This window comes from Streptomyces atratus, assembly GCF_900119365.1.
GTDB classification, from domain to species: Bacteria; Actinomycetota; Actinomycetes; order Streptomycetales; family Streptomycetaceae; genus Streptomyces; species Streptomyces atratus_B.
Window position 1 is genome coordinate 124,939 of record NZ_FPJO01000005.1, and the last position, 14,924, is coordinate 139,862.

At 71.6% G+C, this 14,924-nt stretch carries 13 protein-coding genes; 8 read left to right on the forward strand and 5 right to left on the reverse strand.

Annotated features, from left to right (window positions below; genetic code table 11):
* The first annotated feature begins 47 nt into the window (after positions 1-47).
* The 3 genes from BT364_RS11460 to BT364_RS11470 all read left to right on the forward strand — a co-directional run bounded on the left by BT364_RS11460 (position 48) and on the right by BT364_RS11470 (position 2,746).
* Positions 48-698 carry a DUF3105 domain-containing protein gene (locus tag BT364_RS11460; protein WP_072485046.1) on the forward strand — a complete coding sequence of 217 codons (651 nt, stop codon included), beginning with the start codon at positions 48-50 and terminating at the stop codon, positions 696-698.
* The gene (locus BT364_RS11465) at positions 695-1,357 is read left to right on the forward strand and encodes a DUF305 domain-containing protein (RefSeq protein ID WP_072485047.1); all 663 of its coding nucleotides are present in this window, start codon (positions 695-697) and stop codon (positions 1,355-1,357) included. The genes BT364_RS11460 and BT364_RS11465 overlap by 4 nt, the downstream gene beginning before the upstream one ends.
* 135 nt (positions 1,358-1,492) lie before the next feature.
* Positions 1,493-2,746, forward strand: coding sequence for an ROK family protein (locus tag BT364_RS11470; protein WP_072485048.1), 1,254 nt, complete (start codon positions 1,493-1,495; stop codon positions 2,744-2,746).
* A gap of 47 nt (positions 2,747-2,793) precedes the next feature.
* On the opposite strand, the gene xylA is transcribed toward BT364_RS11470, so the two are convergent.
* On the reverse strand, positions 2,794-3,963 hold the full coding sequence (xylA, locus tag BT364_RS11475) for a xylose isomerase (protein WP_072485049.1): 1,170 nt from the start codon (positions 3,961-3,963) through the stop codon (positions 2,794-2,796).
* Positions 3,964-4,166: 203 nt separating this feature from the next.
* Here xylA and xylB point away from each other — a divergent pair, with 203 nt between their 5' ends.
* The 5 genes from xylB to BT364_RS11500 all read left to right on the forward strand — a co-directional run bounded on the left by xylB (position 4,167) and on the right by BT364_RS11500 (position 10,228).
* Positions 4,167-5,648, forward strand: a complete 1,482-nt coding sequence (gene xylB / locus BT364_RS11480) for a xylulokinase (protein ID WP_072485050.1) — start codon at positions 4,167-4,169, stop codon at positions 5,646-5,648.
* 63 nt (positions 5,649-5,711) lie between these two features.
* Positions 5,712-6,989 (forward strand): VWA domain-containing protein, encoded by a 1,278-nt coding sequence (locus tag BT364_RS11485; RefSeq protein ID WP_072485051.1) that lies wholly within the window; start codon positions 5,712-5,714, stop codon positions 6,987-6,989.
* 2 nt (positions 6,990-6,991) lie between these two features.
* Positions 6,992-7,837 (forward strand): hypothetical protein, encoded by an 846-nt coding sequence (locus BT364_RS11490; protein WP_072485246.1) that lies wholly within the window; start codon positions 6,992-6,994, stop codon positions 7,835-7,837.
* Positions 7,838-8,113: 276 nt separating this feature from the next.
* A complete protein-coding gene (locus BT364_RS11495; protein ID WP_072485052.1) occupies positions 8,114-9,481 on the forward strand; it encodes a cytochrome P450 in 1,368 nt (455 codons plus the stop codon).
* Positions 9,482-9,691: 210 nt separating this feature from the next.
* Complete coding sequence (locus BT364_RS11500) at positions 9,692-10,228, forward strand: DUF4232 domain-containing protein (RefSeq protein WP_072485053.1); 537 nt, start codon at positions 9,692-9,694, stop codon at positions 10,226-10,228.
* 83 nt (positions 10,229-10,311) lie between these two features.
* Here BT364_RS11500 and BT364_RS11505 read toward each other — a convergent pair whose 3' ends face one another.
* The 4 genes from BT364_RS11505 to BT364_RS11525 all read right to left on the reverse strand — a co-directional run bounded on the left by BT364_RS11505 (position 10,312) and on the right by BT364_RS11525 (position 14,907).
* Positions 10,312-11,574 (reverse strand): cytochrome P450 family protein, encoded by a 1,263-nt coding sequence (locus BT364_RS11505; protein WP_072485054.1) that lies wholly within the window; start codon positions 11,572-11,574, stop codon positions 10,312-10,314.
* Positions 11,571-12,884 (reverse strand): cytochrome P450, encoded by a 1,314-nt coding sequence (locus tag BT364_RS11510; RefSeq protein WP_072485055.1) that lies wholly within the window; start codon positions 12,882-12,884, stop codon positions 11,571-11,573. The genes BT364_RS11505 and BT364_RS11510 overlap by 4 nt, the downstream gene beginning before the upstream one ends.
* Before the next feature lie 256 nt (positions 12,885-13,140).
* A complete protein-coding gene (locus BT364_RS11520) occupies positions 13,141-13,965 on the reverse strand; it encodes an SAM-dependent methyltransferase (protein WP_072485057.1) in 825 nt (274 codons plus the stop codon).
* 117 nt (positions 13,966-14,082) lie between these two features.
* Positions 14,083-14,907 carry an SAM-dependent methyltransferase gene (locus BT364_RS11525; RefSeq protein ID WP_072485058.1) on the reverse strand — a complete coding sequence of 275 codons (825 nt, stop codon included), beginning with the start codon at positions 14,905-14,907 and terminating at the stop codon, positions 14,083-14,085.
* Positions 14,908-14,924: the final 17 nt, after the last annotated feature.

The following is a 14,924-nucleotide window of genomic DNA, read 5'->3' on the forward strand; positions in this document are numbered from 1 at the left end:
CCGCATGCCCTCAACTCCCTCACTTCCGTTGAACCGAAGGACTCTTCATGGCATCCGCCAAGCAGCAGAACACCTCTGCCTCCGCACGCCGCACCAAGCTGGAGGAGGCCCGCCGCAAGGAGCGGGCCCGCGAGCGGCGCAGCCGCATCATCACCATCACCGTCTCCGTCGCCGTGGTCGCGGCGCTCGTCGCGGGCGGGGGCTATCTGATGTCCGCCGCCGACGACAAGGAGAAGGCCGAGGTCGAGGCCAAGTCCTCGCCGGTGAAGGGCGAGCGGACCTGGGACAAGCTCGCCCAGAACCATGTCGAGAAGAAGGTCGGCTACCCGATGAACCCGCCGGTCGGCGGCGATCACAACCCGATCTGGATGAACTGCAACGCCGACGTCTACACCAAGGCGATACCGAAGGAGAATGCCGTCCACTCCCTGGAGCACGGCGCGGTCTGGGTCACGTACACGAGCAAGGCGAAGCCGGCCGACATCGAGAAGCTCCGTGAACGGGTCGAGTCGACGCCCTACTCGCTGATGAGCCCGGTCGAGGACCAGGCCGCCCCGCTCATGCTCAGCGCCTGGGGCAAGCAGGTGACGGTGACCGGCGCCGCCGACGCGCGCGTCGGGCAGTTCTTCACCAAGTACGTGCAGGGACCGCAGACCCCGGAGCCCGGCGCGGCCTGCACGGGTGGGGTCGCCCAGTGACGTCCGCGGCCCGCTCCTCGCGTCCGATGATGCTGGCCGGCGGTGTGGTGCTGCTGCTGGCGCTGGGCCTGGTCGTGCTCATGCTCGTACGGCCGTCCTCGTCCGCGGGCTCCGCGTCCGCCGGGGGTTCCGCCGCCGCCTCGGCGGCCCCCTCGGACACTTCGGTCGATGCCGGGTTCGCCCGTGACATGTCGATCCACCATCAGCAGGCGGTCGAGATGTCGTTCATCGTCCGGGACCGCACGTCCGACGAGGCGGTGCGCCGGCTCGCGTACGACATCATCAACACGCAGGCCAACCAGCGCGGCATGATGCTCGGCTGGCTGGAGATGTGGGGCCGGGCGAAGTCCTCCTCCGCTCCTCCCATGGAGTGGATGGGTCACACCATCACGCCGAGGGGCGACGGCTCGCTGATGCCCGGCATGGCGACCGACACCGAGCTCGACGAGCTGCGGGCGGCGAAGGGCGAGGACGCCGAGGTGCTGTTCCTGAAGCTGATGACCTCGCACCATCAGGCCGGCGCCGAGATGGCTCAGGCCGCGGCCGACTCCGCGGACACGGATGCGATCCGGAATCTGGCGGCGGGCATGGTGCGGGGCCAGCAGTCGGAGATCGCGCTCATGGCGGACATGCTGACGGAGCGCGGCGCGAAGGCCTGAGTGCCGCGCCCGGTCTCCCCGACGGTCCGTTCGCGGCGGGTCGCCTCCCCCGTGAGCGGGCCGTCCCCGGCACCGCGCGGCCGGTGGGTCCGGCGCGCCGCTTCGCACAGGGGATCGCATAGGCTCGGCTCCGACATGAAGAGCAACGTCACACCGCTGGGGCCCAAGGCCGACAAGGACACCGTGCGCCGGAGCAACCTCAGCCTGGTGCTGCGGGCCGTCCGCGACGAGGCCGAGGGCGGGGCGACCAGGGCCACGGTCGCCGCACGGGTGGGACTGACCCGGGCCGCGGTCTCCTCGCTCGTCGAGCAGTTGCTCGGCATCGGTTTCCTCACCGAGTCCGGCAAGACCTTCAGCGGGCAGGCGGGCCGCCCCGGGACCGCGCTCAAGGTGGCACGCACCGGGCCCGCCGGGCTCGGCGTGGAGGTCAACATCGACTACGTCTCGGTGTGCGTCGTCGACCTGGCAGGCACCGGACGGGTGCGGCTCACCGAGCACCTCGACAATCGCGGCGCACCACCGGCCGAGGTCCTGGCGCGGGCGGCCGGGATCGCCGCACGCACCCTGGAGTCGGCGCGCGAGCAGGAGTTGTTCCCGGTGGGGGTCGCACTCGCGCTGCCAGGGCTGGTTTCCGGCGGTGCGGTGCGCCAGGCGCCCAACCTGGGATGGAACCGGGTTCCGGCCGATGAACTCTTCGCCGCCGCGCTCGCCGCCGGGCGTCCCGACGGTGCGGCGCTGCCGGTGCGATCGGAGAACGAGGCCAATCTGGCGGCGCTGGCCGAGCTGTGGTTCGGCGGGCTCGACGCGATCCGCAGCTTCCTCTATCTGACGGGCGAGATCGGTGTCGGCGGCGCCCTGGTCGTCGGCGGTGAACTGCTGCGCGGGGCACATGGGTTCGCCGGAGAGATCGGGCACGTGGTGGTGGACGCCGAGGGACCGGAGTGCCGGTGCGGCTCGCGCGGCTGTCTGGAGCAGTACGCGGGACAGGCGGCGCTCCTGCGGGCCGCCGGGGTCGGTGAGTCGGGCGGCGGAGCAGGGGTGGCCGAGCTGGAGCGGCGTGCCCGGGCGGGGGACGAACGGGCGGTGGCCGCGGTCGCGGAGGCCGGCCGGATGCTGGGGCGGGTGCTGTCCGGGGCGGTGAATCTGCTCGACCCGGACGCGGTGGTGCTCGGCGGGATCTACCGGAACCTGATGCCGTGGCTGTCGCCACCCGCCGACGAGGAGCTGACCGGCCGTGTGGTGTCGGGGCTCTGGTCGCCGGGCGGCGGGCGGCTGCGCGCCTCGTCCGTCGCGGGTGACGCGGCACGGGGCGCGGCGGCGCTGGTGCTCACGGAGGTGCTGGCCGACCCGGTGGCGTACGCGGGCCACGCGACCGGCGGAGCCGGGTGAGAAGGCGTGGCCGGCCGCCTGTGTCCCGCGCCCCCGCGGGCCCCAGCTCAGCGGACCCCGAGCAGGTGGTCCATCGCCAGCTGGTCCAGGACCTCGAACGCCATCCCCCGTTCCGCCGCCGCGTCCACGTCGAACTCCTCGAACGCCGACCGGTCGGCCAGCAGCCCGGCCACGCCGTCCTGCGCGGTGGGGCGGGCCAGTTCGTCGAGCCGGGAAGCGCGCAGCGCCTCCCGCACGGCGGGATCGGCACGGAACGCGGCGGTGCGCTCCTTCAGGATCAGGTAGTTGCGCATGCAGCCCGCGGCCGACGCCCAGACACCGTCGAGGTCCTCGGTGCGCGGCGGCTTGAAGTCGAAGTGGCGCGGGCCCGCGTAACCGCCCGTCTCCAACAGGTCGACGAGCCAGAACGCCTGGCGCAGATCACCCGCGCCGAAGCGCAGGTCCTGGTCGTACTTGATGCCCGACTGGCCGTTCAGGTCGATGTGGAAGAGCTTGCCCGCCCACAGCGCCTGCGCGATGCCGTGCGGGAAGTTCAGCCCGGCCATCTGCTCGTGTCCGGTCTCCGGGTTGACGCCGACCAGCTCCGGGCGCTCCAGGCGCTCGATGAAGGCGAGGGCGTGACCGATGGTCGGCAGCAGGATGTCGCCGCGCGGCTCGTTCGGCTTGGGCTCGATGGCGAACCTCAGGTCGTAGCCCTGCTCGGTGACGTAGTCGCCGAGCAGGTCGAAGGCTTCCTTCATACGGTCGAGGGCGACCCGGACGTCCTTGGCGGCGCCGGACTCGGAGCCCTCCCGGCCGCCCCAGGCCACATAGGTGGTGGCGCCCAGCTCGACGGCGAGGTCGATGTTGCGGAGGGTCTTGCGCAGGGCGTAGCGGCGTACGTCGCGGTCGTTGGCGGTGAACGCGCCGTCCTTGAACACCGGGTGGGTGAAGAGGTTCGTCGTCGCCATGGGGACGACCAGCCCGGCCGCGTCCAGCGCCTGCCGGAACCGCTTCACGATTCCTTCGCGCTCGGCGTCCGTCGAGCCGAACGGGATCAGGTCGTCGTCGTGGAATGTCACACCGTACGCGCCCAGCTCCGCGAGGTGCCGCACGGATTCGGCCGGGTCGATCGGCGCGCGGGTCGCGTCACCGAACGGATCGCGCCCCTGCCAGCCCACCGTCCAGAGTCCGAAGGTGAACCTGTCGTCGGGGGTGGGCGTGAAGCGTTCCGTCATCCTCTGGCCGCCTTCGGTGCCGTCGGTCCCAGGGCCGGTCGAGGCACCCGGGCTTATTTGTTCAGTGCCATGACTAATGATGCACGGACCGCGCCCGGCACGTAACCCCCCACCGCGGGCCACTGTCGGGCTGGCCCTCGGTGACGTAATTTGTTCTGTGCACGATCAATCCCGCACCGCACGCAGCACAGGAATGAGGACTCATGTCGCCGCGTACCGTCGTCATCGGTGTGGACAGTTCCACCCAGTCCACCAAGGCGGCCTTCGTCGACGCCGAGAGCGGCCGATTGCTCGCCGTCGGCCGCGCCCCGCATGTCGTCAGCGGTACGGCGGGGGCCCGCGAGAGCGACCCGGAAGGGTGGTGGCAGGCCCTGCGCGACGCCGTCGCCGCCGGACTCGCGGAGTCCGGAGCCTCCGCTTCGGCCGTGACCGGCATCGCGATCGCCGGGCAGCAGCACGGGCTGGTCGCCCTCGACCGGTCGGGCCGCCCGGTGCGCCCCGCGATGCTGTGGAACGACACCCGATCCGCCCCGCAGGCCGCCGGGCTCACCGAGGCGCTCGGCGGACCGGACGCCTGGACCGCGCGGACCGGATCGGTGCCGGTGGCCGCCGTCACCGCGTCGAAGTGGCGGTGGCTGCGGGAGAACGAACCGGACAACGCCGCCGCGACCGCCGCCGTGCGCCTCCCCCACGACTTCCTCACCGAACGGCTCGCGGGCACCGCCGCCACTGACCCCGGCGACGCCTCGGGCACCGGCTGGTACTCCACCGCTACCGGCGCCTACGACCCCGAGCTCCTCGAACTCCTCGGCCTGGACGCCGCGTTGCTGCCCGAGGTGGCCCGGACCGGCGCGACCCGCGTCGGCTCGCTGACCGCCGAAGCGGCCGAGGCGCTCGGGCTGCCCACCACGACCGCGGTGGCCGTCGGCACCGGGGACAACATGAGCGCCGCAGTCGGCCTCGGACTGGGCGGCTCCGGGCTCCTCGACCACCCCGTCCTCAGCCTCGGCACGTCGGGCACGGTCTTCGCCGCCTCCCGGACCCGGCCCGCCTCACCGGCGCTCTCCGGCTTCGCCGCGGCGGACGGTACGTACCTCCCGCTGGCCTGCACCCTCAACTGCACACTCGCCGTGGACAAGGTCGCCGCACTGCTCGGCCTGGACCGCGACGACACGTCCCCCGGCGGCGAGGCGGTGCTCCTGCCCTACCTCGACGGCGAGCGCACCCCCGATCTGCCCACCGCCTCCGGCCTGCTCACCGGGCTCCGTCACGACACCACGCCGCAACAACTCCTCGGCGCGGCCTACGAGGGCGCCGTCGTCACCGTACTGCGCGCCCTCGACGAACTGCTGCGGGCCTGCGGCCTCGACCCGGCCGACCCCGAGGTGGCCGCCCGGCCGCTGCGTCTGATCGGCGGCGGCGCGCAGGGGCGGACCTGGGTAGAGACGGTACGACGGCTCTCCGGCCGTCCCGTGATCGTGCCCGGCGGCGGCGAACCGGTCGCGATGGGCGCCGCCGCACTGGCCGCGGCGGCGGCCACCGGCGCCGACCCGGTAGCGGCCGCCACCGGCTGGAGAACCGGCGATGACGCCCAACTGCCGCCCTTGGAAAGGGATTCAGCCACCTGGGAGCGGATCGGTTCGGTGCTGGACCGGGCCTCGGGCCCGCTGCTCGGCGGTTTCTGACGGCCCCACGGCCGTCCCCGGACCGGTTTGGGGAAGCGAAGCGATCTTCACTACTATCCGGCGATGATCATAAGAAAAAGGCTGACGGTCGGGGTGGGCATCCTGCTCGCCACTCTGACCGCCGGGCTCGGTTCGGCGCTCCCCGCCGCCGCCGACGAAGCCCCCGCCAAAGCCTCCCCCAAGGTCGAGCTGGTACTCGACGTCAGCGGCTCCATGCGGACCCGCGACATCGACGGCCAGTCCCGGATGACAGCCGCCAAGCAGGCGTTCAACGAGGTCCTGGACGCGGTGCCCGAGCAGGTGGAGCTCGGCATCCGGACCCTGGGCGCCGACTACCCGGGCAACGACCGCAAGGTCGGCTGCAAGGACACCAGGCAGCTCTACCCGGTCGGCCCGCTGGACCGCACCGAGGCGAAGACCGCGGTCGCCACCCTGGCCCCCACCGGCTGGACCCCGATCGGCCCGGCCCTGCTGGGCGCCGCCGACGACCTCAAGGGCGGTGACTCCACCCGCCGGATCGTACTGATCAGTGACGGCGAGGACACCTGCGGCCCGCTCGACCCGTGCGAGGTCGCACGTGACATCGCGGCCCGCGGCATCCACCTCGTCATCGACACCCTGGGCCTGGTGCCCAACGCGAAGATCCGTGAACAGCTGACCTGTATCGCCGAGGCCACCGGCGGAACGTACACCGCGGTCCAGCACACCGATGAACTCTCCGGACGTGTCAAGCAGTTGGTCGACCGGGCCGCCGAGCCCGTCGTCACCCCGGTGGCGACCGAGGGCGCGGACAGCTGCTCCTCGGCACCGCAGCTCAAGCCCGGCCTGTACACCGACCGCGAGAAGTTCGGCGAGCACCGCTGGTACCGCGTCGATGTGCTGCCCGGCCAGGAACTGCGCGCCTCGGTCAGCGTCTTCGCCGACCGCGCCGTGAACAACGACTACGGCGTGCTGCTGCGCGCGCTGACCGTGCACGGCCGGGAGATCGTGCGGGGCTCGGAGTCGGGCACCGGCCGTACGGACGCGATCTCCTCCGGCCTGCGCTACCCGAAGGCCGAGGTGGACGGCACGGACAGCGATGACAAGCCGGCCGCCGAGACCGTGTGCCTCCAGGTCGCCAACGCCTTCTCGGCCCCCGCCTCGGTGAAGACCTCGCCCGGCATGCCGGTCGAGCTGACCGTGGACCTGGTGGACGCCCCGGACGACGCCGCGGATGCCGCCGCGTTCGGTCTCGGCCGCGGCTGGTGGCTGCTGGGCGTGCTGATCCTCACCGGACTGATCGCGGGCCTGCTCTTCGGCTGGATCTCGCGCTGGCGCGTCGCTGTCTGGAGGACCAACTGATGATGCGTAGGACACGTGCGTTCGCGGGTGCGCTGCTCGCCGGGCTCGCCCTGCTGACCTCGGCGGGCGCCGCGGTCGCCGACGACCCGTCGGCCTCCCCGAGCGCAAGCGCCTCCGAGGACGGGTCGGGCCCCACCGAGGCAGGCACCACCTTCCGTACGGCGACGGCCCTCCAGCAGAACCAGCTCGCCACCGCCGGGGCGTCCACGGGCGACTACCTGTACTGGGTGTTCCCCGCCGACGCCGGCCAGCGGGCCACCGTCAAGGCGAAGATCACCCTGCCCGAGAGCGCCGCCCGGCACGGCGCGTCGACCTGGCAGGTCGATGTGTACGACGGGCTGCGGCGCCGCCAGGCCTGCATGTACGGCCGCCAGACCGGCAAGGCCGCCGCCGACGCGTCGGCGGTCGAGCTGACCTGTGTACTGCGGACCGTCCGCGCCTGGTCCGAGCCGTGGGCCAACGACCCGCTGCCGGGCAGCTACTACGTACGCCTGACGGTCGTCGATCTGCCGTCGGCCGACCTCGGCCTTCCGGTACGGACCGAGGTCGAGGTCACGGCGGCCGACCAGGGCGGCGCCGCCGATGTCGACGGTACGCTCGCCGAGCCGCTGGTGCCCGGCGTTTCCTCCGTCGAGCAGGCCTCGGACGGCACGGCGGACGGTGGTGAGGACACCTCGTCCAAGGTCTCGCTCGGCAGCGAGCCCGAGGACGGCTGGGCCTCGGGCTGGTGGACCGGCCGCTGGCTGTGGACGGTCGGCGGCGGGGTCCTGGGGGCGCTCGCGGCGCTCTTCGGCTACTCCCTCACCCGCGGCAGCGGCCGCCCGTCCCGGGTCCCGCCGGGCGTCTGACCCGCACACCTCGCGGCACGGGCCCCGGACCGGGGCCCGGCACACCGCGGAACCGCACCGCCGGTCGGGCCCGGGTCCCGGGCCCGACCGGCGGTGGCGGAGCGTCTCTTCTCCGCCACCCCTGCCGCCCGCCCGCTCCCGGGGACGGCACCACGCGACTAGTCTCGACAACTCACGTACCGCACAAGGCCGATGGCATGTTCCACGGCAGGCGGTACCACTCAAGTCAGGTCGCCGCGCACCGAGTCGGGTGCGCCACAAGGAGCGGAGACTCTCATGTCCACGGAGACCGGCCCGGCCGTCGTCGCCGAGCCGCGGAGCCACAGGATCGTGCCGGGCCCGAAGGGGCTGCCGTTCCTCGGGAACCTGCCGCAGTTCGGAAAGAACCCCCTCGCATTCTTCGAGCGGCTGCGCTCCCACGGGGACATGGTGGGCTGGCGGTTCGGCCCCAACTCCTGTGTGTACATAGCCGATCCGGACTGCATCGGCGAGCTGCTCACCGAGACGGAGCGCTCCTTCGACCAGCCGGCCCTGGGCATCGCCTTCCGGACCGTGATGGGCAACGGCGTGGTCGTCGCCCGGGGCACGGACTGGCGGCGGAAGCGGTCGCTGGTGCAGCCCTCCGTACGGCCCAAGCAGGTGCGGTCGTACGCGGCGACGATGGCGGGCAGCACGGTGGAGCTGGCGGACACCTGGTCGGGCGGTGAACGCATCGACGTCAAGCGGGAGATGGCGGCGCTGACGCAGCGGATCGCGGTGCGCACCATCTTCGGCGTCGACACGGCGGCCGACGCCGAGGCGATGGGCCGGGCGATGGATGTGGCGCAGCAGGAGATCGGCAAGGAGTTCGCCGGCATCGGTGCGCTGTTGCCGGACTGGGTGCCGACTCCCGGGCGGGCCAGGATCAAGAAGGCCGCGGCGGTCATCGACGCGGAGGTGGGCCGGGTCGTCGCCCGTCATCGCGACGGCGGGGACGAGCGGCCCGATCTGCTGAGCCGGCTGTTGGCCGCGGTCGACGAGACCGGTGTGCGCCTCACCGACCAGGAGATACGCGACGAGACGGTCACGCTGTACATCGGCGGTCACGAGACGACCAGTTCCACACTGGTGTGGGCCTGGTACCTGCTGTCCCGCAATCCGCGGGTGCGCGCCGCGCTCACCGAGGAGTTGGAGCGGGTGCTCGGCGACCGGGAGCCGGAGTTCGACGACTACGCGCGGCTGACGTACACCCAGTCCGTGGTCAAGGAGACGCTGCGCCTCTACCCGACGATCTGGCTGGTCACCGGTGTCGCTAAGGAGGGTGCGCACATCGGCGGTGTTGCGATGCCGGAGGGCACCCGGGTGTGGACCAGCCAGTGGGTGACACAACGCGACGCGCGGTGGTTCCCCGAGCCGGAGGAGTTCCGCCCCGAGCGCTGGGATCCGGAGAAGGGCGACGACATCGCGGAGTACGCCTGGTTCCCGTTCGGCGGCGGCCCCAGGGTCTGCCTGGGCACCCGGTTCGCGATGGTCGAGGCGGTGCTGATCCTGGCCGTGCTGGCGCGCCGCTTCGAACTGGATGTGGACCCGGGTGTCATCGGTCCGGTGCCCTCGCTGACGCTCCAGCCGGACCGGGAGGTGATGGCGACGGTCCGGACACGCTGACGGCGCACGGGGCAGGGCGGCTCGACGAGCACCGGGCGGCCCGCCCCGGTCCCCGCGTGGGACCCGCCCCGGCACCGCATACACCGAACCGATGGGTCCGATCTGTCGCGGAGATCGGGTCATACGGTTCACACTGTCCCTGTCGGCCGCACGGGCCGACAGGGCCGTCCGGCCGCTTCCGCAGGCTGTCGATCCAACGGGAGAAACACCATGCGCCTCCGCTCCGCACTCGCCCCCGTGCTCTCCGTCACGGCCGCCCTGACCCTGACCGGCACCGTTGCCCCCGCAACGGCCGGCGCCGCGCCCGCCGGCACCGCGAGCCGTCTCGGAACCTGCCAGGAGAAGGCCCTCGAAGTACACGCCGAACCCGGCGGACAGCGCAACGTCGCCCGGATCAGCGTCACCAACAACGGCGGCCGGGACTGCGTGGTGGACCGGGTCCCCACGATCACCTTCAGGGGCCTGGACGGCTCGGCCGAGGCCGTCCCGCCCGCCGGGAGCGGACCCTACGTACTGGCCGGCGGCGAGCGGGCGTACGCGGCCGTGCGCACCGCGGAACCGGCGGCCGGCGAGGGCCATGTCGTCGGGAGCCTGTCCGTGGCGGCGGACCCCTCCCACCTGGGCGTCACCTTCCGCGGGGCCACCGTGGGCATGCCCGAGGGAGTCCACGTGTGGGAGCCGGTGACCACGCTGTGGCAGGAGTCGCGCGCCGCGGCGGACAGTGCGCTGGCGGACGCGCTGGGCTGACCGGGACGGCCGTACGGGCGCCACGGGCCGTAGGACGTGCCGCCGAATCCCACGGACCACGGTGCCCGACGGGTGGTCAGTTCTCAGCCGTGCAGCAGGACCGGGAAGGCCTCCATGTCGTTCTGCGTCATCACCGGGAGCTTGCGGACCTCTTCGTCCGCGACGGCCGCCCGCAGCCCGGGGAAGCGCCCGAACAGTGCGGGCAGGGCGATCCCGGCCTCGACGCGGGAGAGGGCCGCCCCTGGGCAGATATGGGGGCCGTGGCCGAAGGTCATGTGGCGGATCGGGGCCGGCCGGGTGATGTCGAAGTCGTCGGCGTCGGCCCCGTGGTGCTCGGTGTCACGGCCGATGGCGCGATAGGAGATCACCACTCCCTCGCCCTTCGCGATCACGTCGTCGCCGACCTGGATGTCCTCTGTGGCGAACCGCATCAGCAGATGGGTGGTGGGGGTGTCCCAGCGCAGGGTCTCCTCGATCACCGCCTCCCACGGGATCTCGCCGTCGAGCACCATGCGCAACTGGTCGGGGTGGGTGAGCAGGGCGCGTACGGCGTTCAGGATCAGCCCGATCGTGGTCTCGTGCCCGGCGGCCACCATCGCCTTGAGGTTGCCCACCACCTCTTCCTCGGTGAGCGGTTCACCGCCCTCCTCGGCGAGGATGAGCGCGCTGGTGAGATCGTCGGTCGGACGCGCCGTCCTCTCGCGCACGAGAGCGGCGTAGAAGACGTCCAACTCGGCGAGCAGCGCAAGGCGTTCCTCCTGCGGGGTGAGCATGGAGAAGAACGCCTTGTACCGCTTCATCAGCATGGGGTGCTCGGCCTCGTCCACCCCCATCAGCATGCCGACGACCCGCATCGGCAACGGCTGGGCGAACACGGACTTGAGGTCGACCGCACCGTTCTCGCTCCTCTCGCCCTGTTCGGCGAGGGCGTCGAGCAGTTCCTCGGTGAACTTCTCGATGTCCGGGCGTATCTCCTCCAGCCGGCGCGGTGTGAGCGCCTGGGAGGTCTTGGTACGCAGTCGCCGGTGCTCGGCGCCGTCCACGGTGAACATGGAGCGTCCGGCATCGATCATGCCGATCAGCGGCCACTCGTGGGTGACCTCGCCGCGCTGCCAGAGCCCCCAGGCGTCGAGGTCCTTCACCAGGCGTGGGTCGACGAGCAGTTGACGGGCGAGGGCGTGCCGGGTGACGGTCAGGGCCGGAACGCCGAGCAGTTCGATCCTGGCGAGCGGGCCGGCGTCGCGCAGCCGTGCCGTCTCACCGTCCAGGTCCTGGACCAGCGGGTCGATGACGACGGCCGCGCCGTTCGAAGCGGTCTCCCGGGCTGCGGCGTGCGGGCAGTTCAAGACGGGTCTCCTGTCGGACGTACGGGGGCGAACCGAACGGGCAGCGCGGTCGTCCCCCGCAGGAAGGCGGACTGCCTGCGGACCAACTCCTTTGCGGGGACCGATAGTTCCAGATCGGGCAGCCGGTCGAGGAGCACCTCGATCCCGGTGCGGGCGATGATTTCGGCGATCTCCTGCGCGGGGAAGGGGCAGCGGTACTCGCCGTGACTGAACGCCAGATGCGCGCTGTTGCCGCTCTGGCCGGACGGCCCCGGCGAGGCCGAGAGGTGCTGCCGGATGTGCGGATCGGCGTTGGCGGCACCCAGGCCCAGCAGCAGCATGTCCCCGGCTCGGATGCTCCGGTCCCCCAGCCGGGTGTCGCGGGCCGCCCAGCGACCGGCGAGGATCTGCGTGGGGCCCTCCTCCCAGAGCACCTCGTTCATGGCTTCGGCGACGCTGTGCCGGCCGCCGGAGAGCGCGACGGCGAACTGGTGGTCGGTGAGCATCAGCCGGAGCGAGCTGCCGATCCAGTCGGCCGTGGTGAGGTGTCCCGCGGCCGTGATGGCCATCAGGTCGAGTACGTACTCCTCGTCGGTGAATGCTTCGGCGTACGCCAGCATGCGCGAGGTCACGTCGTTTCCGGGCGCGGCCCGGCGGGCCGCCAGCAGCCGCTGCATGTGTTCGCCGAACCGGAGATGGGCCTCCTGCGCGTCCGGCCCGCCGTCGGCCAGGCCCCTGAGCACGTCGGCGATCCGCGGCCCGTCGCCGTCGGGGAATCCGAGCAGCCGGGCGAGGACGAGCACCGGCAGTGGCACGGCGAAGTCGGCGATCAGGTCCGCCGTACCGCGGTCGCAGAACCCGTCGACCAGGCGATCCGCCAAATCCTCGCAGTCCCTGCGGAGTTCGAAGTGCTCGACCTCCTCCAGGGCCTGCCCGACCATCGCCGCGTGGCGCCGGTGCTCGGCCCCGGCGGTGAAGTAGATGGAGGGCATCGGTCGGCCGACCATCGGTATCAGCGGCCAGTCCTCGGGGATGTTCCCCCACTGGTTCCACAACCCGACGTCCCGGGGGAACAACTCGCCGTCGCTGGTGACCTGGTGGAGTTCGCGGTAGCCGATGACCAGCCAGGCGGGAACCCCGCCGGGCAGTTCGACGGGTACGACGGGGCCGTATTCGCTCCGCATGGTGCGGTAGACGACTTGGGGTTCGGTGTGGAACCCGGGACCGCTCAGCGGTACGGCGGCCTTGCCGCCACTCGCCGGGCAGCCCCCGGACACGGGCGACGGGGACATGGACGGGCGCTCGGGCACCGCGGATGCGGGCGTCGTCATCGTACGGAATCTCCTGCGACGAAGGCTTCGCTCGTTGCGGTGGTCGGTTGATCAACGCGGCTTCACTATAAGGAAATTCAGTGAGCCTTTCGGCACTGTTCGCGACCGTTCTCGCCACTTTTTCGATCTCGCGAGACCGCTTTCTGGGCATGACTGACCAAAAGGATGAGGATGTGCCCCGCCTCGCCCTCATCGGCGCATCGACGCGGGCGAGGCGGCGAGCTTTGGACGGCACCCGGCCCATGTGCCCGGCACGCTACGGCTTGCGGGCGACCGCTCCGTAGATCGGCACCGGCCGCGTCTCCACCGGGAGATCGCCGAGGCTGAGTTCCGGATGCCAGTCGACGACCTGGACGAGCCCCGGCTCCACCACTTCCAGCCCGTCGAAGAAGCGGCCGACGCCGCGGCGCGACCTCGGCACGAGCGTCACACCGCCCGCCGCGTACGAGGCCACGCCCTTCTCCACGCTCTCGGGGTCGAAGTCACCGGTGAGCTGTGACAGCACGAGGAAGCTCCCGGCGGGAAGCCGCTCCACCAGCCGTTCCACCAGGGCGTACGCCCCCTCCCCTTCCCCGTCTCCATCGCCTACGAAGTGCAGCAGGGCGATGAGGGAGAGCGCGACGGGCCGGTCGAAGTCGATCACATCGGCCGCGAGCCGGAGGATCTTCTCCGGCTCCCGCACATCGGCGTCGAGATACGCCGTCACCCCTTCCGCGCTCCCGCTCAGCAGCGCTTCCGAGTGGGCCAGCACGATGGGGTCGTTGTCCACGTACACGACCCGTGCGTCGGGAGCCGAGCCCTGGACGATCTGATGCAGATTGGGCTCGGTGGGAATGCCGGAACCGATGTCGAGGAACTGCCGTATCCCCGCCTCGCCCGCGAGCCACCGCATCGCGCGGTGCATGAACCACCGGTTGTGGCGCGCGATGCGCTTCGTGTCCGGTGAGAGCCCGGCGATCTGGCTGCCGAGTTCCTCGTCGACGGGATAGTTGTCCTTCCCGCCGAGGAACCAGTCGTACACCCGCGCGGGATGCGGCCTGGTGGTGTCGATGCGGTCCGCACCGGATCCGTACCCTGTCATATGGCACTCCCCCTGGTACTGATCAGCTTCCTGCAAGCATCTTGCAGCAACCGTCCGGCCGACCGCGCGGACATCGCGGTCCGGCGGCCGGATCCGGGCATCGGGCTCCGGGACGCGTCACTCCTTGGCGCCGATGCCCCCGAAGGCGTCGACATCCGCGGACACGGTCGCGCTGTCGGCGTCGGGCCGCCACTCGCTGAGCCGGACGAAGCCGGGGTCGAGGATCCGCAGCCCGTCGAAGAGCGTGACGATCTCGTCGGGCTCGCGCACGTAGTACGGCACCGCGCCGCTCTCGATGTACGCCTTCTCCGCGGCGATCATGCCCTCGCTGGTGCGTGTCCCGTCGTACACCACGAGGTAGCTGCCGGCCGGCAGCCCGGCCATCAGCCGGCCCACCACCTCACGGGCCTTCGAGAAGTCGCCCGCGTGACCGAGGATGCCGAGCAGCATCAGCGCCACGGGCCGGTCGAAGTCGAGCGTCTTCGCCGCCTCGGCCAGGATGGCGTCCGGATCGTAGAGGTCGGCGTCGATGTAGTCGGTGACGCCCTCGGGGGAACTGGTCAGCAGCGCACGGGCATGCGCCAGCACGAGCGGATCGTTGTCCACGTACACGATGCGCGACTCGGGCGCGATGCCCTGGGCCACCTGGTGGGTGTTGTCCGCCGTGGGCAGGCCCGTCCCGATGTCCAGGAACTGCCGGACCCCCCGGTCCTCCACCAGATGACTCACCGAACGCCGCAGGAACTGCCGACCCGCCACCGCCACGTCGACGAGCCCCGGGAAGAACGCCTTGATCTGGTCACCGATCTCGCGGTCGACCTCGTAGTTGTCCTTGCCGCCCACGAAGTAGTTCCAGAACCGGGCGGAATGAGGCCTCGTGGTGTCGATCCGGTCCGACACCGGCTCGGCGGGAGGGGTATCGGACGGCTGCTGCTCACTCATGGAGACCTCCGGACGTG